15 protein-coding genes are annotated in these 23,932 nt (G+C 45.7%); 4 read left to right on the top strand and 11 right to left on the bottom strand.

What is annotated here, in order from left to right; genetic code table 11:
• Positions 1 to 9: 9 nt before the first annotated feature.
• From V8Z93_RS14270 to V8Z93_RS14225, 10 genes are all read right to left on the bottom strand, one after another.
• Entirely contained in the window at positions 10 to 972 is a 963-nt protein-coding gene (locus V8Z93_RS14270; RefSeq protein WP_439431928.1) for a type I phosphomannose isomerase catalytic subunit, read from the bottom strand.
• 71 nt (positions 973 to 1,043) lie between these two features.
• Positions 1,044 to 2,501, bottom strand: a complete 1,458-nt coding sequence (locus tag V8Z93_RS14265) for a TrkH family potassium uptake protein (RefSeq protein WP_439431927.1) — start codon at positions 2,499 to 2,501, stop codon at positions 1,044 to 1,046.
• An 18-nt stretch (positions 2,502 to 2,519) separates the two neighbouring features.
• A complete protein-coding gene (gene trkA, locus V8Z93_RS14260; protein WP_217764594.1) occupies positions 2,520 to 3,863 on the bottom strand; it encodes a Trk system potassium transporter TrkA in 1,344 nt (447 codons plus the stop codon).
• 77 nt (positions 3,864 to 3,940) lie between these two features.
• Positions 3,941 to 5,848: a 1-deoxy-D-xylulose-5-phosphate synthase gene (gene dxs, locus V8Z93_RS14255; protein ID WP_439431926.1), complete on the bottom strand. Its 1,908-nt coding sequence runs from the start codon at positions 5,846 to 5,848 to the stop codon at positions 3,941 to 3,943.
• A gap of 114 nt (positions 5,849 to 5,962) precedes the next feature.
• Complete coding sequence (locus V8Z93_RS14250) at positions 5,963 to 7,189, bottom strand: hypothetical protein (RefSeq protein ID WP_439431925.1); 1,227 nt, start codon at positions 7,187 to 7,189, stop codon at positions 5,963 to 5,965.
• 361 nt (positions 7,190 to 7,550) lie between these two features.
• A complete protein-coding gene (locus V8Z93_RS14245; RefSeq protein WP_439431924.1) occupies positions 7,551 to 7,940 on the bottom strand; it encodes a hypothetical protein in 390 nt (129 codons plus the stop codon).
• Complete coding sequence (locus tag V8Z93_RS14240; RefSeq protein ID WP_439431923.1) at positions 7,928 to 8,458, bottom strand: hypothetical protein; 531 nt, start codon at positions 8,456 to 8,458, stop codon at positions 7,928 to 7,930. Before V8Z93_RS14240 ends, V8Z93_RS14245 begins: the two co-directional genes overlap by 13 nt.
• Positions 8,459 to 8,747: 289 nt before the next feature.
• Entirely contained in the window at positions 8,748 to 9,683 is a 936-nt protein-coding gene (locus V8Z93_RS14235) for an RHS repeat domain-containing protein (protein ID WP_439431922.1), read from the bottom strand.
• Entirely contained in the window at positions 9,680 to 10,231 is a 552-nt protein-coding gene (locus V8Z93_RS14230; protein WP_439431921.1) for a hypothetical protein, read from the bottom strand. The genes V8Z93_RS14235 and V8Z93_RS14230 overlap by 4 nt, the downstream gene beginning before the upstream one ends.
• Positions 10,231 to 13,515: a DUF6443 domain-containing protein gene (locus V8Z93_RS14225; protein WP_439431920.1), complete on the bottom strand. Its 3,285-nt coding sequence runs from the start codon at positions 13,513 to 13,515 to the stop codon at positions 10,231 to 10,233. The genes V8Z93_RS14230 and V8Z93_RS14225 overlap by 1 nt, the downstream gene beginning before the upstream one ends.
• Positions 13,516 to 13,770: 255 nt before the next feature.
• On the opposite strand from V8Z93_RS14225, the gene V8Z93_RS14220 reads away from it, so the two are divergent.
• The 4 genes from V8Z93_RS14220 to V8Z93_RS14205 all read left to right on the top strand — a co-directional run bounded on the left by V8Z93_RS14220 (position 13,771) and on the right by V8Z93_RS14205 (position 21,975).
• A complete protein-coding gene (locus V8Z93_RS14220; RefSeq protein WP_439431919.1) occupies positions 13,771 to 15,177 on the top strand; it encodes an aminopeptidase C in 1,407 nt (468 codons plus the stop codon).
• 14 nt (positions 15,178 to 15,191) lie between these two features.
• Positions 15,192 to 16,475, top strand: coding sequence for an L-cysteine desulfidase family protein (locus tag V8Z93_RS14215; RefSeq protein WP_439431918.1), 1,284 nt, complete (start codon positions 15,192 to 15,194; stop codon positions 16,473 to 16,475).
• Between the two features lie 280 nt (positions 16,476 to 16,755).
• Positions 16,756 to 19,932, top strand: a complete 3,177-nt coding sequence (locus V8Z93_RS14210) for a SusC/RagA family TonB-linked outer membrane protein (RefSeq protein ID WP_439431917.1) — start codon at positions 16,756 to 16,758, stop codon at positions 19,930 to 19,932.
• A 33-nt stretch (positions 19,933 to 19,965) separates the two neighbouring features.
• The gene (locus tag V8Z93_RS14205; RefSeq protein ID WP_439431916.1) at positions 19,966 to 21,975 is read left to right on the top strand and encodes a RagB/SusD family nutrient uptake outer membrane protein; all 2,010 of its coding nucleotides are present in this window, start codon (positions 19,966 to 19,968) and stop codon (positions 21,973 to 21,975) included.
• Positions 21,976 to 22,910: 935 nt separating this feature from the next.
• Here the strand turns inward: V8Z93_RS14205 and V8Z93_RS14200 are convergent.
• A complete protein-coding gene (locus tag V8Z93_RS14200) occupies positions 22,911 to 23,810 on the bottom strand; it encodes a diaminopimelate dehydrogenase (RefSeq protein ID WP_203049756.1) in 900 nt (299 codons plus the stop codon).
• Positions 23,811 to 23,932 lie beyond the last annotated feature (122 nt).

The raw sequence follows: 23,932 nt of genomic DNA, 5'->3' as shown, positions 1-23,932 counted from the left end.
ATCTTATTCTTATACGTATGTCTCCAGGAACTTCAAGGTTCCTTCTACCTTCAGCGTCTGGGTGCTGGCTGGCACTACGATGCTCTCGCCGCCCTGCAGGGTAATCTCGTTACCCTCGTTGTCGGTAATCTTAGCCTCACCCTTCAGGCCTATCAGAATCACGAAGCTGTCCAACTCTGAATAATCCAGGGTCATTGGCTCATCGAGATCATAAACGGCTGTGGTGAAGTAAGGGCACTGCACCATGCTTACACCCTGGTTCTTGGCAGGAGTGTAGTTCTGGCGATAGTCTGGCAATACGGTGTAGTCGATGCACTCGGCAGCCTCCTTGGTGTGGAGCTGGCGATAGTTGCCATCCTTGTCCTTGCGCTTGAAGTCGTAGATGCGATAGGTAACATCGCTGGTCTGCTGAATCTCGGCAACGAAACAGCCTGTTCCGATGGCGTGGATTCTGCCCGCAGGAATAAAGAAGCAGTCGTCCTCCTTTACGTTATACTGAGCCAGGGCATCGGTGATGGTATCATTCTCCACCATCTCCTTATACTGCTCAGGAGTAATCTGCATCTTCAAGCCGTTGTAGAGCTTGGCATCCGGCTCACTTGGCAGCGCATACCACATCTCGGTCTTGCCGCGCTCCTTACCCTGCTTCTTGGCAATCTCATCGTTAGGATGCACCTGGATAGAAAGGTCGGTGTTGGCGTCGATAAACTTGATGAGCAGCGGGAACTCATTGCCGAAACGCTTGTAGTTTTCGGTTCCAAGGAAACTGTCCTTCAACTCGGCAACAACCTCATTGAGTTTCTTGCCCTTCATCTCGCCCTCAGCTACGATGCTCTCGTTGCCAGGAACTCCAGAGATTTCCCAGCTCTCACCTACTTTCTCTTGCTTCACGTCAAGATGCTTGAAAGCGATAATCTTGTTGCCACCCCAAATAGTGGACTTCAATAGTGGTTCAAATTTTAATGGTTTCATAACTTTATTGAATTAGTTGATAAAATGTTTCTAGTTATAGAACTCTTCATTCTTCACTCTTCACTTAAACTCTAGTTCTCCCTCCAGAAGGCAGGGGTGAATATCACCAGTACGCTGAATATCTCCAGACGTCCGATGAGCATCATCAGCGAGCAGAACCATTTTGCCACATCGGGTAGTTCGCTCCACGACATCGTAGGACCAATCTCCGTACCCAGCGTAGGACCCACATTGCCCACACAGCTCAGGGTGATGGTGATGGCATTGGTGTTGTCGATGCCCATGGCTATCATCGTGAACGAGATGACCAGGCAGATGATGAGATAGGTGGTGAGGAAGGCGAGCAGCGTTACTCGCTTCTGCATCGGCACGTTCACGCCATCAATCTTCAGCGGCAGCACGGCGTTAGGGTGTAGAATCTGTCGGAACTCATTCTTCACCATTCTCACCAGCATCACGCCACGGATACACTTCAAACCTCCACTCGTACTGCCCGAGCAGGCTCCGAAGAACATGCAGGCTGCCAATATCACCCAGGTGACATGAGGCCAGAGGGCTGCATCGTCGTTAAACAATCCCGTGGTGGTGATAAACGATACCACCTGGAAGACGGCGCTGCGGAAGGCATGCTCCACATCGTAGTTGCGCATCACCATCAGCTCTACCATAATGAAAGCCGTAAAGGCGGTGACGAGGAGCATATAGAACTTAAACTCCGAGTTCTTGAACAGGTCCTTGATCTTGAACTTGATAACTGCCGCATAAAGCAGGGTGAAGTTCACTCCCGAGAGGAAGCAGAAGAAGGTGCAGATGTATTCCAGCGCCGGAGAATGGAAGAACGATGTACTGCTGTTGTGGGTGGAGAAACCACCCGTAGCCGTAGTGGTCATCGCATAATTGAAACTGTCGAAGAGATTCATTCCTGCCACATAGTAGGATGCGATGCAGGCGATGGTGAGCACCAGATAGATACTCCATATCCATTTTGCCGAAGTGGAGAGTCGGGGATGCAGCTTGGTCTTGATAGGACCCGTAGCCTCGGCGGCAAACACCTTGGTCTGTCCGCCTACTAGCGACGGCAGCAGGGCGATGGTGAAGAACACGATTCCCAAACCGCCTATCCACTGGGTGAGCGATCGCCAGAAGAGCAAGCCGTGCGGGAAGCATTCCACATCATCCAGGATGGTGGCACCCGTGGTGGTGAATCCCGACATCGTCTCGAAGTAGGCATCCGTAAAGTTGCTGATGTAGCCGCTTATCATGAAGGGTAGGGTGCCGAAGAGACTGAAGATAATCCAGGATAGCGACACCACGAGATAGGCATCGCGGCGCGACATCGAGTTGTCGGCTCCATGGCCCCTCCATTTCAGAATGAGTCCGCCTCCGATGGTAGCGAGTGTTGATATTACGAAGGCGAAGACATCTTCCTGCTGATAGTAATAGGCTACCAGCAGAGAGATAAAGAGCAGGAAAGCCTCTATGAAAAGCAGTTGCCCCAATATCTTATATATCAGTTTGCTATTTATCATATAAAATGCTTCTCTTTATCATATAAAATACTTCTCTATCTTCTTCATGTTGATGTTGTGGCAGAACACCATCACCGAGTCGCCCGGTTCTATCTGGGTATTACCCGAAACGAGCATTCCTTCGCCGTTTCTCACCAGTCCACCGATGGTTACGCCGATAGGCATACCCAGGTCTTTCACCGGTTTTTGGGTTACCTTTGAACCTTCCTTGGCGATGAACTCAGCCACATCGGCGTTGGCGCTCATCAGGAAGCGCACGTTCATCACGTCGGCATCGAGCATCATCTGGTAGATGTAGCTGGCGGCAATCATCTTCTTGTTGATGATGGTACCGATATCCAGGCTCTCTGCCATGCTTACATAATCCACGTTCTCTACTGCCGCCACGGTTTTGCGCACACCCATTCGCTTGGCTGTGAGACAGGCCAGGATGTTGGTCTCGGCATTTCCGGTCAGCGCCACGAAGGCCTGGGTACTTCTGATTCCCTCTTCCGTAAGCAGCGGAATGTCTCGGCCGTCGCCATGGATGATGAGGGTGTGGGTATCGTCGAGGATATCGTTGAGATATTCGCAGCGCTCCTCGCTCATCTCTATAATCTTGCACTCCATGTATTCCGGCATCTTCTTCACGGCTCTCACGGCTGTGCGGCCGCCACCCATAATCATCACGTTCTTCACGTCTACATAATGTTCCTTACCTACAATCTTGCGGATGTAGGGAATGTAGTTGCGGGTGGTCATGAAGTAGGCGAGGTCGTAGAGCTTCAGCTCGTCGTTACCGCCAGGGATGATGGTATCGCTGCCTCGCTTGATGGCTACCACATGGTAGGGATCGTTAGGACCGCTGATATTCTTGAGCGGTTCGTTGAGAATCTCGCAGCCCTCACGTAGTTTGATGCCGAGCATCACGAGTGCTCCGTCGTGCACATCCCAGCGCTGGCGCACCCAACTCATCTTCAATCCGTTGTTGATATCCACGGCAGCCAGCATTTCCGGGTAAATCAGTTTGCTGATGCCCAGTTCCCTGAAGAACTCCTGTGCCTGCGGTTCCATGTACTCGGGGTTATCCACACGTGCCACGGTGCGCTTGGCACCCAGGTTCTTGGCAAGGATGCTTGCCGTGATGTTCATGCTTTCGATGGGAGTGACGGCGATGAACAGGTCGGCGTCGGCAACTCCGGCATCTCGCAGCGTGCTCAGGCTGGTAGGCTTGCCCAGCATGGTGAGCAGGTCGCAGTCTGATCCTATGCTGGCCAATCGCTCCTCGCTTTCATCAATGAGCGTAATCTCTTCCTTGCTGCGCGACAGGAGTCGTGCCAGGTGGGTTCCGATGGCGTGAGCGCCAGCTATGATTATTTTCATTTCCTATTATAATATGATAATGTATATATAATAATGTATATAGAGCATGCAAATCTTAACGTTTTGCTTACAGCCTTCTAGCTTCTGCTTACAGCCTTCAGGGTTTCTTTGATGCTGTTGTTGTCAAGATGCACAATTTCTCTGAGCTGGCTCACGGTGCCATGCTCCACAAAGTCGTCTGGCAGTCCCATTCTTGTGATGGTTGGCTGGTAGCCATGGTCGCTCATCCATTCCAGAACGGCAGATCCCATGCCTCCGTTTCTTACTCCATCCTCTATGGTGACGATGTGCTTGAACTTCTTGCCCACCTCTTCGAGAAGGCTATTGTCGAGCGGCTTCAGGAATCGCAGGTCGTAGTGGGCGATGCTCAGAGGCTTGCCTTCCGCCTCCAGTTCGGCGATGGCCTTGGCAGCATCGTTTCCGATAGGACCAATGGTAATCACGGCGATGTCGTCGCCATCCTTCAGTTTTCTTCCGGTACCCGTTTTGATTTCCTCCATCGGGTTCTTCCAGTCTACCAGCACGCCGTTGCCGCGAGGATAGCGGATTACGTAGCTGCCCTGGTTAGGCAACTGTGCCGAATACATCAGGTTGCGCAGTTCATGCTCGTTCATCGGCGATGCGATGGTGAGGTGAGGGATAGGGCGCAGGGCTGCCATGTCGAAAGCACCATGATGGGTAGGACCATCTTCTCCCACCAGTCCGGCACGGTCCAGGCAGAGTACCACCGGCAGATTGAGCAATGCCATATCATGGATGATGTTATCGTAGGCACGCTGTGCAAATGAACTGTAGATGTTGCAGAACGGAATGAGACCGTCTTTCGCCATACCTCCCGAGAAGGTGACGGCATGTCCCTCGGCGATTCCCACGTCGAAGGTACGGTCGGGCATCGCCTTCATCATGATGTTCATGGAGCATCCCGTAGGCATGGCTGGTGTCACACCTACTATCTTCGGGTTCTGCTGGGCGAGTTCCAGAAGCGTGTTGCCGAAAACATCCTGGTATTTAGGCGGTTTGTTGCTGGTGTCTGCGATGAGGCGCTCACCAGTTTCCGGGTCAAATTTGCCCGGTGCATGCCAGATGGTAGCACTCTTCTCGGCTGGTTCGTAACCTTTTCCCTTGGTGGTATGCAGGTGGAGCAGCTTCGGACCCTTCATCTTCTTGAGCTGTTGCAGCAATCTTACTACTTCCTTGACGTCATGACCGTCGAACGGACCGAAGTATCGGATATTCATTCCCTCGAAGATGTTCTGCTGATGGCTCAGTGCCGATTTCAGCGCATTGTTCAGGCGGATGATGCCCTTCTTGCGGTCGTCGTTGAGGTAGCCCTTGGAGTGGAGCCACTGCGAAGCCTTGAAACGAAGCTTGTTGTAAGTTTCATTGGTGTCGAGGTTCAGAAGATACTTCTCCATGCCTCCCACGGCACGGTCGATACTCATATCGTTGTCGTTGAGGATGATGAGCATGTCGTTAGGAGTGCTTGATACATTGTTCAGGCCCTCGAAGGCCAGGCCGCCACTCATGGCGCCATCGCCGATTACAGCCACCACGCTGCGATCAGACTGTCCTAGTTTGCGTGCCGCCACAGCCATGCCGAGTGCCGCAGAAATTGAGTTGCTGGCATGTCCGCAGGCAAAGGTGTCGTATTCACTCTCCAGTGGAGTAGGGAACGGACGGATGCCGTGAAGCTTTCTGTTGGTACAGAACACCTCACGTCTTCCTGTCAGAATCTTATGTCCGTATGCCTGGTGGCCCACATCCCAAACGATTCGGTCGTTAGGGGTGTTATACACGTAGTGGAGTGCTACGGTGATTTCAACCACGCCAAGAGAGGAGGCAAAATGACCTGGGTTGACGGCAACCTCGTCGATGATGTCTTCTCTCAATTCTTTGCATACTTGTGGCAACTGGTCGATGCTCAGTTTGCGCAAATCCTCAGGGTATTTGATGTTACTTAATAGACTAAACTTACTTTTGTCCATATTTCCTTGTTATTTGTACATGCAAAGGTAATGCTTTTTTTTAATAAATAACATTTTTATTGGGATATTTTCGCTTTTTCCGATAAATCTTTGTATTTTTCTACTCATAGTGGATTACTTGTAGATGAACTTTTCTGAGAATTGCTGTCCGTTAACAGAAATGTTGAGTATGTAGATGCCATGTGAATGAGACGATAAAGGCAGACAGATGTTATATGTCTTCTTGCTGGATTCTTTAAAACTCTGTTGGCATACCATCATTCCGTCAATGGTATGGATATTACAATCTATCTTTGCTCTTGAAGAGCAGAACATGGCAACATTTACATTACCATCGGAAGTCACGTTTACCGAATAATCAATAAATGTACCATTAGAAAATACATGTCTGGAAATACGGGGACGGCCATTGGAGGTAGCTTTTGCTCTCTCTCTCTGAGAAATATTTCTTGATTTCTCGTATTCATTGTCTTTCAATGATTGTGGAGAGTAATAATAAGCTACTTTAAATCCAATATTGTTACCCTTAACATGAGAGTCTAAGGTTTCGTAAATCGGATAAGACTCCCCTTGTGCATACCATCTGTATATGTTTGTTTCTACCAGGTTGGAATCCACAGCAAGATGTTGTATGATGCTATCATGTGTGTAGATGTTAACACTGTCAACCAACATGCGTAAGGCCTTTGCATGCTCAATGTTTTTGAGATATTGTTGTCCTGTGTGTTTCTGGATATGTACCCTTGTCACACCAGTAATCGTATCACCTGATGGAAGTAACATTGTACCGAGTCCATCAACTTGGCATTCATATGTTCCATAAATACGAGAATATACTGACTCTGAATATATGGCATATCCATTGAAATACCCCGTTGCCATGCTATTAAGTACAAAACTAGGCGGAGCAATCAAGTCTGTTAGTTTGTAGCTAATTTTCGATTGGTTGTTCTCGTAGCCATCCAAATATGTGCCAGTGTCGTTTTGATGACAAAAATAACGGGTATTGAGTCCATTAATTATAAGTCCATGTTCATCATGGGGATTGGAGGTGATTGTCAACCACGAGGCATTGTCAGATAAATTGATGTCTGTCAAGTCCCAAATAGCACCTTTCCCTTTTGGGTCAAAATGTTTGAAGGTGGCTTGCTGACGCTCAATCTTGTCTCCTATATGGTATGTATGATTACAAATGTTCTGTTCCGTTGTGGAGAGAACCTGTTTGTCGCTGATACGTTCCGTAGTCTGCACGTAGTTCTCTGAAGACACTTGGGCCTTTGTTGACAGGGCAGTAAGCCATGCCAACAAAAACAAGTAACGAAAGTTAACTTTATTCATCATAAGCTTATTGTTTGTAATTGTATTTGAATGATGAGGACACGATGCCGTTATGATCCTTGATGGCAGATAATCTGCAGAAAGCGTCATAAGAATAAGTCGTAGATTCTCCATTCGGAGAAATCATCTCCATCATCCCTATTTGGGGACTGAAACTGAAGTTTGCGACATTACAACCAGCCAACTTTGACAATTTGTTGTGTAAATCCCTTGCACTTATAGTTGGCACGGCTTCCTAGTTATGGCTCTTTCTGTATCTAACGAGTATTCCGTGATAATATTGCCATTGTTGTCATATAAATATTAGGGTGTCCAGTTTTGTGTTCCAAAAACATGGCCTGGAAGCACCCTCTGAATTGTTTCTTTATTTATTGTTTTTGTACATTTCATCAAGTTTTTTAACCCACATCAAAGTGATGGTATCTTTTGGAGGGATATTGTAGATTTCAACCAAAACATTTCTTAGGTCTTTGTAAATGGTATCGTTAGGGTGATATTCATTCATAAGTAAACCATAGAAAATGTCTTCTTTTTTTAAATGCCCGCCAGATAATTCTTTAAGTAATTCATAGTCTTTTATGCTCTTCTCTTTAATAATTGCAGATTTTATCTTGTTAATATTCCATTGAGGGATGACTGGTTGCTTTACTCCCAAATTCCATTCAAACTTAGGGCGTGCTTGAAAAATTCCCCCCAAAAACAAACCTATAATGATGCCTAAGGCAACATTATGCATATTTCTTATTTTGTCCATTTTATCTTATAAATTTCGTTTATCTTATTCTCATAGAATTTTGCTTTTCTCTGATTTCTTTCGAATAATATTCCTTTTTCGTAATATTCCTTTAATTGAAAACAAGAACTTGAACTTCCGTTTTTTGCCCCATACAATAAGTAATATCTCATCATTTCAGACAATAATAAAGTGTTGTTCTTTTTAAAATCTTTAATAGCGCCGAAAATATTATAAGAAGCTTCGGGATAAGAATATTTGTCTGCCATGATTAATGCATAATATAAGAGTTCTTTAGAACCATTATGAATACTTCCATAATGATATAAGAGTTCTGTATATGAATCTTCGTTTCCATATAGAAGAACAGAGTCTGAGGTAAGTTTAAATTCTACAGAATCCAATATGAATACATCTCTGCTATTGGTAACAATATATTGCTCATCTGTTTTTGTTGTACTATTTTTAAGCAAATAAGCATAAAAAAATGAAAGAGTAAATCCCAATAAAATACCTAATACAAGTTTTATTTTTTCCATACATTTATATTATTAGATAGTTCCTTTATTAAATTAAATTTTATTCTAGGGTATATAGAGCCAGGGTGGTCATGTGTCCCATATGTCAATGATCTAATTTCTCTACCAGTTTTATAACTTTTCCAAATTCCATTATTTTCGAGGTATGAGCCTAGATAACTTTTGGTATTCTTTTTGGTTAGTACATTAACTGGAGTCGTTGGAGCAATAATAATCACGTTGTCAAATTTCTCACTATTTGATATAGCTTTTGCAAACTTAGAAGCAGAACAGCTATGTAATACTATTGTTATAGGTGCATTACCTTCTCTAGTCTTTTATAATTTCTATTTTTCTGCGATAGAGCGTCTAGCTTTTCAAGCCCCTTTATATCAAGATATCGCATAGGATTATTACCGCAATATCCATAAGGGACATGTGAATAATCTTTTTCTGCTAGCTTATCTAATGTGTTCCAAATAACGATAGTCGCATCATAGTTTCTAGCCCCATAGTCATGCCAATCCAAACCATTCATTCGGTCTAGTTCCTTACCATTGTATTTGTATCTCTGAACATCGCCATTCGTGCTGCTCCCCATCAACGCACCTGTAGGATAGTAATCGTTGAATTGCTCGATAGCTCCGCTTTCGCTCATAACGACACGGTTGTCGCCTAGATGGTCTTTGAGATAGTAATGGAAAGAGAGGTTGCCGCCTTTGTCATACTTGGCATAGCCTACGTCATTCAGCACCATCGTCTCATCACCATCATAAATGATGTTGCCACAATTGTTGATTACCTTTTGCCCATTTACTGCATTTGCTGATGCTGCATCGGCAGATTGCATGACTGGCATCTGAGGCAATGTGCTGGTCATTGCCGTTAGTGTATATTGAACGGAGTGCTTGTTTCCCTCAGCATCATATACGTAACTAGCTTTCCTTCCATCATTATATAATATTTTCTGTGGCAAGTTGTTGATGTCGTATGATATCGAGCTAATCCCCTTGTTCTTGTCCATCACCATGTTGCCATTGGCATCATAGCTATACTCCGTTGCCTCCTTCGTACCATCCACAAAGTGGAAGGCACCAGCATAATATGGACCACTTACCGTATCATCAACCTTGGTAAGCTGATTGCCGTTGTAGTCATAGCTAAGGTTGGCACGATGATTGCCATCCGCTCCGAATATTGGAGCGGAGAGTATGATGCTGAGTACTATAAATAATATCTTTTTCATGACTTTACGATATATACTTTTAAACTGTTGCCAAGTATGGAGCATTCGAAGTTCCAAACTAAGTCTTTTAAAGTTTCATTTAATTCTTTGATATTATAAATGTTCTTCCTAATTTCGGCACGTTCTTCTTTAGAATAATAGTGCCAAGATAAGTATCTTGCCCAATGTGAAATTGTGGTTAATGGCAATTCTGCTTTGCTTTTGGAAATATAAATTCCACCTTTGAAATACGCAATAATTAAATTACGTTTAGATTCAGTACTTCCTTGTAAAATGGAAGATATATCTAAGAAATGTACATCTATTATTCTGTTATTTTGGAAAAAAAACATACAATGAAGCCCTTGCATTCTACGAATACAAGCGGAAGATGCAACCCCAGTAAGATATTCTTCCAGTATCTTCTTACGAGCAGCAGAACCTATATAAGGAAAACGCAATGTTTTTATCCATTTTAACACTACATTTTTCTCATTTTCAGCTTCTAATATCTCTGTTTTTACAATAAGTCCTGTTTGATAATCTGTTAAAAACAAATACTTTTTCATTAGCGATTCCCCTTCTGATTTCTACTATGATTTTCACCCTTATTATCTTTTATTCTTTGCAAATGTTTTAATTGTTTTCTAGCTTTGTTGTACTCTGCTACTTCTTCTTTAGTTTTGCTAGTTTTCGAATGTAACTGCTTAACTTTCTCCTTTAGTTGTTCGTAATTCTGCCGATTAACCTCCTTTCTCTTTTGATTAGCATGAGGAGAATTCTTGTTGCCCGATGAAACATTGCTTTTCTTTCCTCTGTTGTACCCTTGTGCCTTGTTGCTGTTGGAGTTAGCCATCATGACATAGCCTGCTGTACTTGTAGCCAAGCCTGCTGTTGTTATAGTCTTTCCTACAACAGTTATTGGTGCGGCAACTTCAGCACTAGTACCTGCTGTAACCACAATGGCTGTAGTACCAACCGCTGCTATGGCACTGCTAAAGGTGGTAGCTTTCCCACCCCAATTAGTAAAAGAATTGGCTAATCTGCTTGCTGTTTCATCAGACTGTCGTAAAGAATAGTTGTAGTCTTCGGGATCAGTGGGGGTATAGGTGTCACGTAGTCCCCCAGTAAATGGAATGACGTTTGTAACAGCACCGATTATGTAACCAATAGTGCGGTCTCTTCCATCCTGTCCATCAGGATCAGCCATGCGCATCGGATTATTATAGACATATACATAGCTGCCAATGTCCGGATGTGTTTCCTGCAAATTATCCTGGCTTCTCCATATCCCCAGAGCCGCATCATAGTTTCTTGCCCCATAGTCATACCAATCCAAACCGTTCATTCGGTCCAGTTCCTTACCGTTGTATTTATATCTCTGAACATCGCCATTCGTGCTGCTCCCCATCAACGCACCTGTAGGATAGTAATCGTTGAATTGCTCGATAGCTCCGCTTTCGCTCATAACGACACGGTTGTCGCCTAGATGGTCTTTGAGATAGTAATGGAAAGAGAGGTTGCCGCCTTTGTCATACTTGGCATAGCCTACGTCATTCAGCACCATCGTCTCATCACCGTCATAAATGATGTTTCCACAATAGTTTATTACCTTTTGCCCATTTACTGCATTTGCTGATGCTGCATCGGCAGATTGCATGACTGGCATCTGAGGCAATGCGTTGGTCATTGCCGTTAGCGTATATAGGACGGAGTGCTTGTTTCCCTCAGCATCATATACGTAACTAGCTTTCCTTCCATCATTATATATTATTTTCTGTGGCAAGTTGTTGATGTCGTATGATATCGAGCTAATCCCCTTGTTCTTGTCCATCACCATGTTGCCATTGGCATCATAGCTATACTCCGTAGCCTCCTTCGTACCATCCACAAAGTGGAAGGCACCTGCATAATATGGACCACTCACCGTATCATCAACCTTGGTAAGCTGATTGCCGTTGTAGTCATAGCTAAGGTTGTCAATGAGCCCGTATTTATTGTCGTCTCTCAAACCATAGCGTATCAATGACAGGATGTTTCCCATCTTGTCATAAGACCGGCTTTCGTCATAGTGCCCTATGTTGTCCGATAAGAATTCTCCTTCCTCATAGTCGGCATCGGTCAGCATGTCCTGACGGTTGTAGGAGAACTTGTAGCCTTTCTCTATGTTGTTTCCAGTTTTCCAACTCATGGCTGATATATTGCCATTGTACTGTGCGGTTCCAGGTATAACAAAGCCATTTGCTTTGTTATAGACAAGCGTTTGGGTAAAGTTCTTGCTACTTATCTCAGTCTTCCAGCTCCGGATGTTGTAGGAGTTGTTGATGCACTCTTTGCCCAATAATGTCTGTTTGGCAATTCTTCCATAATCGTCATATTCTGTTGTTGATAATACTCTTTTGGCGGAGCCATTGATGGCATAGCTAACCATTGTCTGTCTTCCAGCATGATCATAGGCATATTCGTAGCATTCCTGTATGGCTTTCTTGCCACTTGCGCTATGAATGTGCTTGGTTTTCAAAGGGGAACCTATGTAGTTATAAGAGGTGTAGAAATGTTCACTTCCTCCAAGCAAGTTGCTGGAATGTGTTTGTACCACTCTTCCCTTTAAACCATAGTACATAGAGGAGATTTCATGTCTATTCGTACCATCTGATGTATATACTTTCTTCCCAGTCAAGAATCCCTTAGCATTGGGGGAACTGTTGGAAGGAAACGCAGCGTCCAATGCTTGGGCTGCGTTCAGATGCAAAATGCTCTGCTCTGAGGCGTTTTGCTTCTCTATGAAAGTATAGTCATCATAGAAATTGGTAATGAGCAGGGACTTGGCGGTAAAAGTAGTGCCATTCAGCTGGTAACCGTCCAGAATGCCTGCCCCCGTGTATAGCGCATAGACATGGATTTTACTGACATCACTTGTAGATGCAGTAGTGCCTTGTACAGCCAATCGTCCAAGTTTGTCATAGACATAAAACTCCCAAAGTCCTTTCTTCCTCAGATTACCATCCTGCAAGTATGTCATCCTGCCGCTAAGGTCATACTTCATATAGATCGGCTCGCATCCTGGCAGCTTCTTCCATGTGCAATTCCCCTGTCCGTCATATTTATATTGGTAGGCATAGAGGTCAAGTGACGGCTCCTCCTGATAATTGGGAGGAAGCACAAATGCCAGGTTTCCACGGTAATCATATATATAATAGGTATCGGCTGCCTCATCGATGGAGCAGATGGTACGCTTGAGAATTACGTTGCCCGCGATGTTCTTGAACTCGTAGCTCTCATTGCCGTTTTCGTCAGTGGTCTTGGTAACGTAGAGCCTACCCTCAGGATAATACCCCTTGTCTTGCAACTGTCCTTGCATGGATACACGGTAGTATTTGCAGTTCAACGGATATTTAGAGGTGTTTACGAGATAGTCTTTCTTTACGGGATGGCTAGTCCACTCAGCTCCAACTCCCTCCACTGTGTTTATTCGATTGAGTGGGCTTCCATCATATTCTGTTAGGGAGAAGGCATGGCTATCCCTGTATTGGCTATTTCCCTGGGAGCGAGCCGCAGAAATGCTGAGGAAATCGGAGGCATCCTTGACAGGCAACCATATTTTCCAATCACGTCCTAGTCCATCATATTCTTTGAGATATATCAGGTTGGCTCCATCTGGAGTCTTCTTTTGCTCCACCATCTCGAAGGGTCTTCCCAAGCCGTCGTAGTATTCCGTGGTGGAGAGGACCTGCGTGTCGCTGATACGCTCCGTCGTCAGAATGTAGTTCTCTGAAGACACTTGGGCCTTTGTTGACAAGGCGGCAAGCCATGCCAACAAAAATAAGCATCGGATTTTTACTTTACCAATCATAGGTTTGTTGTTTGTTGTTATACAATGTGTAGCCAATACGATACTATCGTAATTTTGGCTTAGTATTTTGCTTGCAAATATAATAAAAAAACGCAATGTATTTGCAGAACTCCTTATTAATTAAGAAAAATTAAACTCGTTTTATAAGAAAATGGCTTTCATTTGTAAGCGTCTCCGCATTTTTCTGCATAAAAGTTTGGAAAGTACGCAAAATAGTGTTATTTTTGCACAAAAAATAAATAAATATAAAAGATTATGAGAAAAAACGTATTACTGATTGGAGCCATGCTGATGGCTTCCTTATCTATGATGGCGCAGACCAAGGTTGGCGGCATCAGTGAGTCAATGATTCAGCAGATGGCGAAGAGCCAGAATGGCGGTGCAGCCAACAAGGCACTCTTCAATGCCATTGCTGCTAATAACATCGACGATTTGGTAAAGAACCATGCCAACGAGGCTCCTGTTGATACTCATTTCAGCATCGAGACACCAGCGCAGAGCATCCACAACCAGAAGAGTTCCGGTCGCTGCTGGATGTTCAGCGGCTTTAACGTGCTCCGTTCTAACTTCGCCCTCAACGACAAGCAGGGGAGAGTGGTGGAGTATTCACAGGATTATCTCTTCTTCTACGACCAGTTGGAGAAGGCCAACCTCATGCTGCAGGGCGTCATCGACCTGGGCAAGAAGAGCATCGAAGACCCTCAGGTGCAGTTCTTCTTCAAGAACCCTCTAAACGATGGTGGTACCTTCTGCGGTGTTGCCGACCTGGCAAGCAAGTATGGTCTCGTACCAATGAGCGCCCAGCCAGAGACATTCTCTAGCAACAATACAGCCAAGATGAGCCGCCTCATCAGCAGCAAGCTGCGTGAATATGGATTGGAACTTCGCAAAATGGTTTCACAGGGCAAGAAACCAGCTGCTATTCAGGCTCGTAAGGGTGAAATGCTTGCTCAGGTTTATCACATGCTCAGCCTTACCCTGGGTGAGCCAGTGAAGGAGTTCACTTATGCTTTCCGCGACAAGGATGGCAAGCAGATTGGCGAGGCTAAGAAATATACCCCTAAGAGTTTCTATGAGGAGACCGTGGGCAAGGATCTGAACGGCACCTTCCTGATGGTGATGAACGACCCACGCCGCCCATACCACAAGACCTACGAGGTGGAGTACGACCGCCACACTTACGATGGCCACAACTGGAAGTATCTCAACCTGCCTATGGAGGAGATTGCCCAGCTCGCCATTGCCTCTCTGAAGGATGGTCATAAGATGTATTCAAGCTACGATGTGGGCAAGCAGCTCGACAGAAAGCGTGGCTATCTGGCACTCGACAATTTCGACTATGCCAGCCTCTTCAACACATCTTTCCCAATGAACAAGGCCGACCGTATTGCTACTTTCGAGAGCGGTTCTACCCATGCCATGACCCTGAGTGCCGTGGATCTCGATGCCAATGGCAAGCCTGTGAAGTGGAAGGTGGAGAACAGCTGGGGTGCTGACAATGGCTTCAGCGGCTGTTTCATCATGACCAACGATTGGTTCAACGAGTACATGTTCCGCCTGGTAGTGAACAAGAAGTATGCTTCAGAGAAGCTCTTGAAGGAATTCGACCAGAAGCCAACTATGTTGACTCCTGACGATCCATTGTTCCAGTTGGAAGACTAAACCTATAATATATTATGTTAGAGAAAAATAAGCGTGAGCGCATCATCGCGCTCGTCAACAAGGAAGTAGTGCCTGCCATCGGTTGTACCGAACCGATGGCGGTGGCTCTCTGTACAGCTCAGGCTGCCACCACTCTGGGCAAGCGCCCTGAGCGTATCCAGGTGCTCCTGAGTCCTAACATGCTCAAGAATGCCATGGGTGTAGGTATTCCTGGCACGGGTATGATAGGCTTGCCTATCGCCGTATCGCTCGGTGCCCTCATCGGAAAGCCTGAGTATGAACTCGAGGTGCTCAAGGATCTGACTCCCGACAGTCTGGAGAAGGGCAAGCAGTTTATCAAGAATGCCGACATCAACATCAAGCTGAAGCAGGGAGATGTGGATAAACTCTATATCGAGGTGAGCTGCTATGCCGATGATGCACAGGCCACGGCCATCATCTCCGGTTCTCATACCAACTTCGTGTATGTGGAGCGCAATGGCGATGTGGTCTTCGATAAGCGTGATGGAGCAAAGGGCGATGAGGCTGATGATGATATCCAGCTCAATTTCCCGATGGTCTATGAGTTTGCTACCACCGCTCCGCTTGATGAAATCTCTTTCATCCTCAAGACCAAGGAATATAATATGAAGGCTGCCGAGGAGTCGATCAAGGGCAACTATGGTCATTGCCTGGGCAAGACGATGGACCGTCCTTTGAGTCATGGCATCTTTGGCAACAACATCTTCTCGCACATCATCTCCCGCACCGCTTCTGCCTGCGATGCCCGTATGGGTGGCGCCATGATTCCGGTGATGAGCAACAGTGGCAGTGGCAACCAGGGCATCTGTGCCACCAACCCTGTGGTAGTTTATGCCATGGAGAATGAGAATACCGAGGAAGAGATGATTCGTGCACTGATGCTCAGTCACTTAACGGCTATCTATATCAAGCAGAGCCTGGGCAAGCTTTCAGCGCTTTGCGGTTGTGTGGTAGCCAGCACGGGCAGCAGTTGCGGTATCACCTATCTGATGGGTGGCGATTATACCCGCATCTGCAATTCGGTGAAGAACATGGTGGCAAACCTCACCGGTATGATTTGCGACGGTGCCAAGCCAAGCTGTGCCCTGAAGATTTCTTCCGGTGTGAGCACCGCCCTTCTTTCAGCCCTCCTTTCCATGGAGGGTAAGTGTGTGACTTCTGCCGAGGGCATCGTAGATGATGATGTGGATAAGTGTATCCACAACCTCACCTCTATCGGTGCCGATGCGATGAGAACCACCGATGATATGGTGCTCGACATTATGACGCATAAATAATCAGGTAGCATGCCGTATAAATAAATAGAAGTGTAGATTTTACGTTATTTATAACTAGAAAATCATAAAGGCTCGCAAGAATCTTTCTTGTGAGCCTTTTTTTAGGATATTTTGAGCCTTTTTGCTTAAAAAGATTTAAAATAATGAATTTTATTTCATTAAAAACCGGTTTATATTAAAATTTATAATAACTTTGCAGCGGCTAACTTAAATAGATAGGCTGAATAACATCGGCAGAAATAAATTATTGGACCAAATAACAATTTTTAAACTATATCTTATGATTAGACAACTATTCACAGTAAGTTCTATGATTATGGCTCTTGGTATGACTCCTACTCTCGCATATGGGGGGGTGACTCACATCCAGGAAACTAATCAGTCCAAGAATGGACAGTGCACGGGTACCATTATTGACCCTACAGGTGAGCCGGTAATTGGTGCTACAGTTACAGTTAAGGGAAAGCAGGGTGGAGCCATCACCGATTTGGATGGTAACTTTGTGCTTTCCGACGTGCAGCATGGTGCTACAATCTGTATCAGCTATATTGGCTTCGAACCAGTGGAGAAGGTATGGAAGGGTGGTGCCATCAATGTAACCTTGCAGGAAGACAGCAAGACCCTGAACGAGGTCGTTGTTGTCGGTTTCGGTACTCAGAAGAAGGTAAATCTCACTGGTGCCGTTTCTACCGTTGATTCCAAGACTCTCGGCGCTCGCCCAGTCAACTCTGTTGTTGATGCTCTTCAGGGTGCAGTAGCCGGTATGAACTTCTCTACACCAAGCAGCGGTGGTACGCTTAATTCAACCAAGAATTTTAATATCCGTGGTACAGGTACTATCGGTGCCGGTTCTTCTGTATCTCCACTCGTGCTCATCGACGGCATGGAGGGCGATATGAACGCACTCAACCCACAGGACATCGAGAACATTTCTGTATTGAAGGATGCTTCAGCTTCTTCCATCTACGGTTCACGTGCTGCCGGTGGTGTAATCCTTATTACTACCAAGAGTGGTAAGAAGGGTAAGACTTCTATTAACTACAACAACTCATTCCGTTTCGATTCTCCTCTCAATATGCCGGAGATGATGGACTCTTACACATGGGCTAAGTACATGAACGATGCATCTGTTGGTAGCGGTGCAGGTGTCTGGTTTACAGATGAGAAGCTCGAGCAGATCAAGAAGGCTCAGAGCGATCCTACCATGCAGAAGATGTTCAAGAACAGCAACAACCGTTGGGAGGTTTGGGATAATACGCCACTCTTGCCTCTTGGTAATACTGACTGGCTCAAGGAGCAGTTTGGTACCAGCTTCTCACAGGAGCATACCTTGAGCATCAATGGTGGTGATGATCGTTTGCAGTACTATGTATCAGGTAACTATCTCAACCGTGGTGGTCTTCTCCGTCATGGTGATGATAGCATGCAGCGTTATACCATGACTGGTAAGATCAACGCTCAGATAACCAACTGGTTGCGCATGACCTATAATACCCGTTTCTCACGTAATGACTTCGATTCTCCTGGTGATTTGATTAATGGTACAGATGTGTTCTTCCACAATATGTGCCGTTATTGGCCTATTTTGCCAACTACCGATCCTAATGGCAACTGGTTGCCAGAGTCTTACATCGGACGTCTTCAGAATGGTGGCCGTGCTAAGAACCAGACAGACCGTCTTTCTCAGCAGCTTTCATTTGTAGCAACTCCTGTAAAGGGCCTGACTCTCAATGCAGAGCTGAACTACCGTATTGATACAGAGTTCAACCACCGTGACTGGCAGACCACATACGGCTATGACTGCGACAACAATCCATACGTAGATACCAATGCAACATCAAGTGTGTATGAGTATTCATTCAAGTCGAACTATTTCAACCCTAACCTCTTTGCAGAGTACAGCCATTCATTTGGTGAGCACAATATGAAGGTGATGGGTGGTTTCCAGAGTGAATGGTTCCGCAAGCGCAATATGAAGGCACAGCAGAATGGTATCATGTCTGGTCTTCCTACTCTCGATACAACAACCACCAAGCCAAGTGTAGGTGGTGCTTATAACTCATGGACTACAGCCGGCTTCTTCGGTCGTATCAACTACGATTTCGCAGGCCGTTACCTCTTCGAGGCTAACCTCCGTTATGATGGATCTTCACGTTTCCTCCGTGCTAACCGCTGGAACTTCTTCCCATCATTCTCTGCAGGTTGGAACATTGCCCGTGAGAAGTTCTGGGAGCCATTGACTGATTACGTAAACACATTGAAGCTCCGTGCTTCTTGGGGTCAGTTGGGTAACCAGAATACAGACAACTGGTATCCTTTCTATCCAACCATCGGCTTCTCTGCACAGGGTGGTAACTGGTTGATCAATGGCGCTAAGCCAAATACCGCTTCACAGCCAGGTCTCGTATCTTCAACTCTTACATGGGAGAAGAGCCGTACATGGGAAATCGGTCTCGACTGGGGTGCTTTCAATAACCGCCTCACCGGATCGTTCGGCTACTATCAGCGCAAGACATTCGACATGGTAGGTCCTGCTCCTGAGTTGCCTGTTATCCTCGGTGCCAATCCTCCAAAGGTGAACAACCTTGATATGACATCTAAGGGTTGGGATCTCCAGATTGGCTGGCGTGACGTAATCGGTGAGGTAAGCTATGGTGCATCTCTCGTATTGAGTGATAACCAGGTGGTCATCGATAAGTATCCTAACCCATCCAAGAACCTCGGCTCATACTATGCTGGTGCTAAGCTCGGTGACATCTGGGGTTATACCACAATCGGTATCGCACAGAGCCAGGAAGAGATGGATGCACACCTCGCAAAGGTTAACCAGAGCGCACTCGGAAGCGGCTGGACTGCAGGTGATATCATGTATGCCGACCTCGATGGTGATGGTTATGTTAATACTGGCGAGAATACAGCTGATAAGCCAGGTGACAGACGCATCATCGGTAACTCTACTCCTCGCTATAACTTCGGCTTGAACCTTGATGCAGCTTGGAAGGGCTTTGATATCAAGGTATTCTTCCAGGGAACCCTCAAGCGTGATTATGCTGCAGGTGGTGCCGTCTTCTGGGGTGCTATCGGTCAGGGTAAGTGGCAGTCTACCGGTTTCAAGTTCCATGAGGATTACTGGCGTGAGGACAATAGGGGTGCATACTACCCACGTGCTGACTGGGGTGGTGGCCGCAACATCCAGACTCAGACCCGCTATTTGCAGAATGCAGCTTATGGCCGTTTGAAGAACCTCACCATCGGTTATACCTTGCCAAAGTCAATCACAAGCAAGGCTTATATTGAAAATCTTCGCTTCTTCGTATCTGGCGAGAACCTCTTCACCATCACTAACTTCACAGAGGCAGGTGATCCAGAGCTGATCGGAGCAGGTTATGGCGGTGAGATTGGTAAGGCATATCCATTGTCAAAGACATTCTCATTTGGTCTTAGTGTAACATTCTAACTTATCATTTAGATTATAGAAAGGAAACAATTTATGAAAATTAAATATATTTCAATGCTCTTATTGGGCGCGACGCTCGGTCTGACAAGTTGCGATGACTATCTTGACAAGGAGCCTGAGAGCAACGTGACACCTGCGTCTTTCTTTACTAGCGCAGATGACCTGGCTGCCTACACCGTGAATCTCTATGGTGTATTGACAAGTATTGGTCCTGGTAGCTATGGTATGAGTACCTTTGCTTACGATAACGATACCGATAATCAGGCAGGAACCGGTTATTCTAGCCGTTGGGTTCCTGGAAACTGGAAAGTAGGTCAGAGTGGTGGTGCTTGGGATTTCGGTAATATCCGCTCGGTGAACTATTTCCTGGATCAGGTACTGCCAAAATTCGAGGCTAAGCAGATTAGTGGTGCTGAGGCTCAGGTACGCCACTACATTGGTGAGGCATACTTCCTCCGTGCTTACCTTTATTTGGACAAGTTGCAGTCTTTGGGTGATTTCCCTATCGTGCTCACTGCGCTTCCTGATGACAAGGAAACTCTTGTTGAGGCTTCAAAGCGCCAGCCACGTTATAAGGTAGCTCAGCAGATTCTCGACGATCTTGACAAGGCACTCGGTCTTCTGATGGAGTCAGCTCCTGGTGGCAAGAACCGCATCTCTCGCGATGCAGCCCTTCTGCTCCGTTCACGTGCAGCCCTCTTCGAGGCTACATGGGAGAAGTATCACAAGGGTACTGCGTTTGTGCCAGGTGGTCCAGGTTGGCCAGGTAAGGCTGAGGATATCCAGGGCTTTGACATCGATTCTTCCATCAATCACTTCCTCGATGAGGCTATGAAGTCTTCTAAGGAATTAGGTGATAAGCTCGTTGACAACCTCGTAGAGAATACGGATACTCCAGAGGGTCAGAATGCAAGCTTGGCAAGCACCAATCCTTACTACACCATGTTCTGTGACAAGGATATGAGTGGCTATAGCGAGGTGTTGATGTATCGTGCTTTTGATAAGTCAAAGGCTAACGTTACCCACAACGTGCAGATGCAGTTGCAGCGCAACGGCGGCGGTACTGGTTGGACACGTGGCCTCGTCAACTCATTCCTCATGCGCAATGGTTTGCCTATCTACGCTGCCGGCTCAGGCTACGACCCAACTTGGGAAAACCAGGGTGTGAAGGCTACCTTGCAGAATCGCGATTCTCGCATCCAGCTCTTCACCAAGATGGATGGATCTATCGAGAACTACACCAGTGAGGGTGCTGTTCCAACCGACCTCTCATGGACAGTAAAGGGCAACAACGAGACTCGTATGGTGACAGGTTTCGCAGTAAAGAAGGGTAAAAACTATGATTCCCAGCAGGGACTCAATCACGACTACGGCGAGAGTGGTAGCATCGTATTCCGTGGCACAGAGGCTCTCCTCAACTACATGGAGGCTTCCTGGTTGAAGAACAATACTATCGACGCCACAGCTGATAAGTACTGGCGTGCTCTCCGCACCCGTGCTAAGGTAGATCCTGATTACAATAAGACCATCGCTGCTACCAACATGCAGGAGGAGGCTAAGTGGGACTTCGGTGCTTACTCTCACGGTCAGTTGGTTGATGCTACTACTTACAACATCCGTCGTGAGCGTCGTGATGAGTTCATCGGTGAGGCTTCTCGCTGGGAGGACTTGATCCGCTGGCGTGCTTGCGACCAGGTAAACGGTTATCAGATTGAAGGTATGAAGTACTGGAGTACTGTTTACGAGGGTACATGGCTCGATGGCACAACCAACCTTGTAAAGGTAGATGTTGAAGGAGGTAAGGGTAATATGAGTGATAAGACCATTAGTGGTGACTATATCCGTCCATACCAGATTTCCAAGGTTAACAATCAGGTATTTGATGGTTATCACTTTACACCTGCTCACTATCTGTCTCCTATCGCACAGAGCGTATTCCGTCAGACTGCAGCGGGTGACCAGACCGATCTTACCACATCTGTAGTTTACCAGAACCCAGGTTGGCCATTAGTTGCCGGTCAGGGTGCAACTGCAGTAAAGTAAAGCGTGTGAACATATTCATTCGGCTTATGTCTTGAAATAAAGAGATTAAGGCATAAGATACTAAAAGGCTCGCAAGAAGTTTTTGTTTCTTGCGAGCCTTTCTTGTTTACTTTGAATATTTGCTGGAACTTTTCAAGCCAAATTCATCAATTAATCTCTTCCATTCGTTTCAGGTTCCATCCTTCAAACTGCATGATAATCTTATGCAATGTGGTACCCTGGTGCACCTTCTTCCGATTCATTGAATCATCAGAAAGAAATCGAACTGGGCTTCATTTGAATTTGGAATGAGGCTCAAGTAAACTTTAATAGAGCTACACGTAAACTTTGTTTAAGTCTTAAACCAGTTTGAACTGAGGCTTACTTCAATGGCAACTGAAGCTTACTTCAATGGCAAACGAAGCCTATTTCAAATGCAGATGAAGCCTATTTCAATGGCAGATGAAGCCTTTTTTCTTTACTGCATCAGTAAAATCGTGAGGGATAAAACCCAAATCGTGAGGGATGCGTGAGGGATAAATGCCCTTTTTTTAGTATCTGTCACTCATGTTGCTTCTTGTCTATCAATAACTTATCCGGTTTCTTCTTGGAAATCGTGATGGGTGATAGATGATTTGGCAAAAATATATTCGCCTTCGGCACCCTTCTTGTCCTTGTTCTGTTTCAATACTATCTGAATCACGGTGCAAAGATACGGCTTTTACTAAAAACCTATATCTAAAACCTTGATATTCATTTCGTTTACCTTTAGAACACGCTGTATATACAAAAATTTTCACTAAAAAGATTTGCGTATTTTCTCTGTTGTAGTAAAGAGTAAGCAACAAGTTATGAATGTCTTTCTAAATTGTACTTTCATAATCTTGAACTTTTAAAATAAACTCGCTGGATGATGAAAAATCATCCGGCGAGTTTGGGATATATTTGATTTATATTTACACGAGTGTAGCAACGATTTCCTCACGGGTTCCTGGCAACATATCGATTACAGGAATTTCTGGCATGGTGTAGCAACCTGGCTGGAGACGGAATGAAGCGCGAGCCACGTTAACCAAAACCTGAGCGGTGAGGGCTGGGTTGTTGATGCTCATGTTGAACTCGAAACGCTGGTTCTGAGTCTTGCCAGATACACCCTTGCGAACGAGGTTCACACCATGACCCATATCCTTTACATCATCTACTGATGCAACAGCAAATACGTGAGTCTCATCATGAGCGAAGTATGGGTCTGCCTTGATCTCTGCTGTAACATCTTCCAACTTAGCACCTTCCTCCAACTCTACATAAACCATACGGCGGTGGATACCCTCGCCCAATGGAATAGTAACAGAAAGCGCTTCCTTCACACCCTGCTTGCTACGAACGCAAACTGAGTGACCCATGCTCATACCAGGACCAAAGTTGGTGTATGTCAAGCCCTTTGGAGCCAAGCTTTCCATCAATACACGTACAATAGAATCAGAACCTGGATCCCAACCGGCAGAGATAACACTCACCTTGCCAGCCTTCTTGCAGTTCTCCATCTGCTTAGTACGATAGTCGAGGATGCTGGTGTGGATATCGAAGCTGTCTACGGTGTTGATGCCGAGGGCAACAATCTTCTCTGCATATTCTGGGCAAGAACGGGTAGGAGTTGCAAGGATGGCAACATCAACGTCTTTCAACTTTGTGATGTCATCTACCACCTCATAATCTGCCAATTCTGCTGGTTTATCCTTAGCACCCTGGCGACGTACGATACCTGCAATCTCGAAATCTGGAGCTGCTTCGAGAGCCTCTACTGTAAACTTACCGATGTTGCCGTAACCTACTACGGCTGCTCTAAACTTTTTCATCTGTTAATCTTTTATTTCTTTTATTTTTATTGTTGTTTCTGTTTTCGTGTGCAAAAGTATAGCTTTTTCTTGAAATACGTGACGTTTTAATAGATTTTTAACTCATAAAAGTTGCAAAAGGT

Source organism: Segatella copri (assembly GCF_051861805.1).
Classification (GTDB): Bacteria; Bacteroidota; Bacteroidia; order Bacteroidales; family Bacteroidaceae; genus Prevotella; species Prevotella copri_M.
The sequence above is the reverse complement of the archived record's forward strand: the minus strand, read 5'-3'. Positions and strand labels throughout refer to the sequence as shown.

Coding starts and splice junctions, on each gene's coding strand:
- V8Z93_RS14225 (WP_439431920.1), bottom strand. CDS start 13,515: ATGATTGGTAAAGTAAAAATCCGATGCTTATTTTTGTTGGCATGGCTT.
- V8Z93_RS14205 (WP_439431916.1), top strand. CDS start 19,966: ATGAAAATTAAATATATTTCAATGCTCTTATTGGGCGCGACGCTCGGT.
- V8Z93_RS14220 (WP_439431919.1), top strand. CDS start 13,771: ATGAGAAAAAACGTATTACTGATTGGAGCCATGCTGATGGCTTCCTTA.
- V8Z93_RS14245 (WP_439431924.1), bottom strand. CDS start 7,940: ATGGACAAAATAAGAAATATGCATAATGTTGCCTTAGGCATCATTATA.
- dxs (WP_439431926.1), bottom strand. CDS start 5,848: ATGGACAAAAGTAAGTTTAGTCTATTAAGTAACATCAAATACCCTGAG.
- V8Z93_RS14200 (WP_203049756.1), bottom strand. CDS start 23,810: ATGAAAAAGTTTAGAGCAGCCGTAGTAGGTTACGGCAACATCGGTAAG.
- V8Z93_RS14235 (WP_439431922.1), bottom strand. CDS start 9,683: ATGAAAAAGATATTATTTATAGTACTCAGCATCATACTCTCCGCTCCA.
- V8Z93_RS14210 (WP_439431917.1), top strand. CDS start 16,756: ATGATTAGACAACTATTCACAGTAAGTTCTATGATTATGGCTCTTGGT.
- V8Z93_RS14265 (WP_439431927.1), bottom strand. CDS start 2,501: ATGATAAATAGCAAACTGATATATAAGATATTGGGGCAACTGCTTTTC.
- V8Z93_RS14215 (WP_439431918.1), top strand. CDS start 15,192: ATGTTAGAGAAAAATAAGCGTGAGCGCATCATCGCGCTCGTCAACAAG.
- V8Z93_RS14270 (WP_439431928.1), bottom strand. CDS start 972: ATGAAACCATTAAAATTTGAACCACTATTGAAGTCCACTATTTGGGGT.
- V8Z93_RS14240 (WP_439431923.1), bottom strand. CDS start 8,458: ATGGAAAAAATAAAACTTGTATTAGGTATTTTATTGGGATTTACTCTT.
- V8Z93_RS14250 (WP_439431925.1), bottom strand. CDS start 7,189: ATGATGAATAAAGTTAACTTTCGTTACTTGTTTTTGTTGGCATGGCTT.
- trkA (WP_217764594.1), bottom strand. CDS start 3,863: ATGAAAATAATCATAGCTGGCGCTCACGCCATCGGAACCCACCTGGCA.
- V8Z93_RS14230 (WP_439431921.1), bottom strand. CDS start 10,231: ATGAAAAAGTATTTGTTTTTAACAGATTATCAAACAGGACTTATTGTA.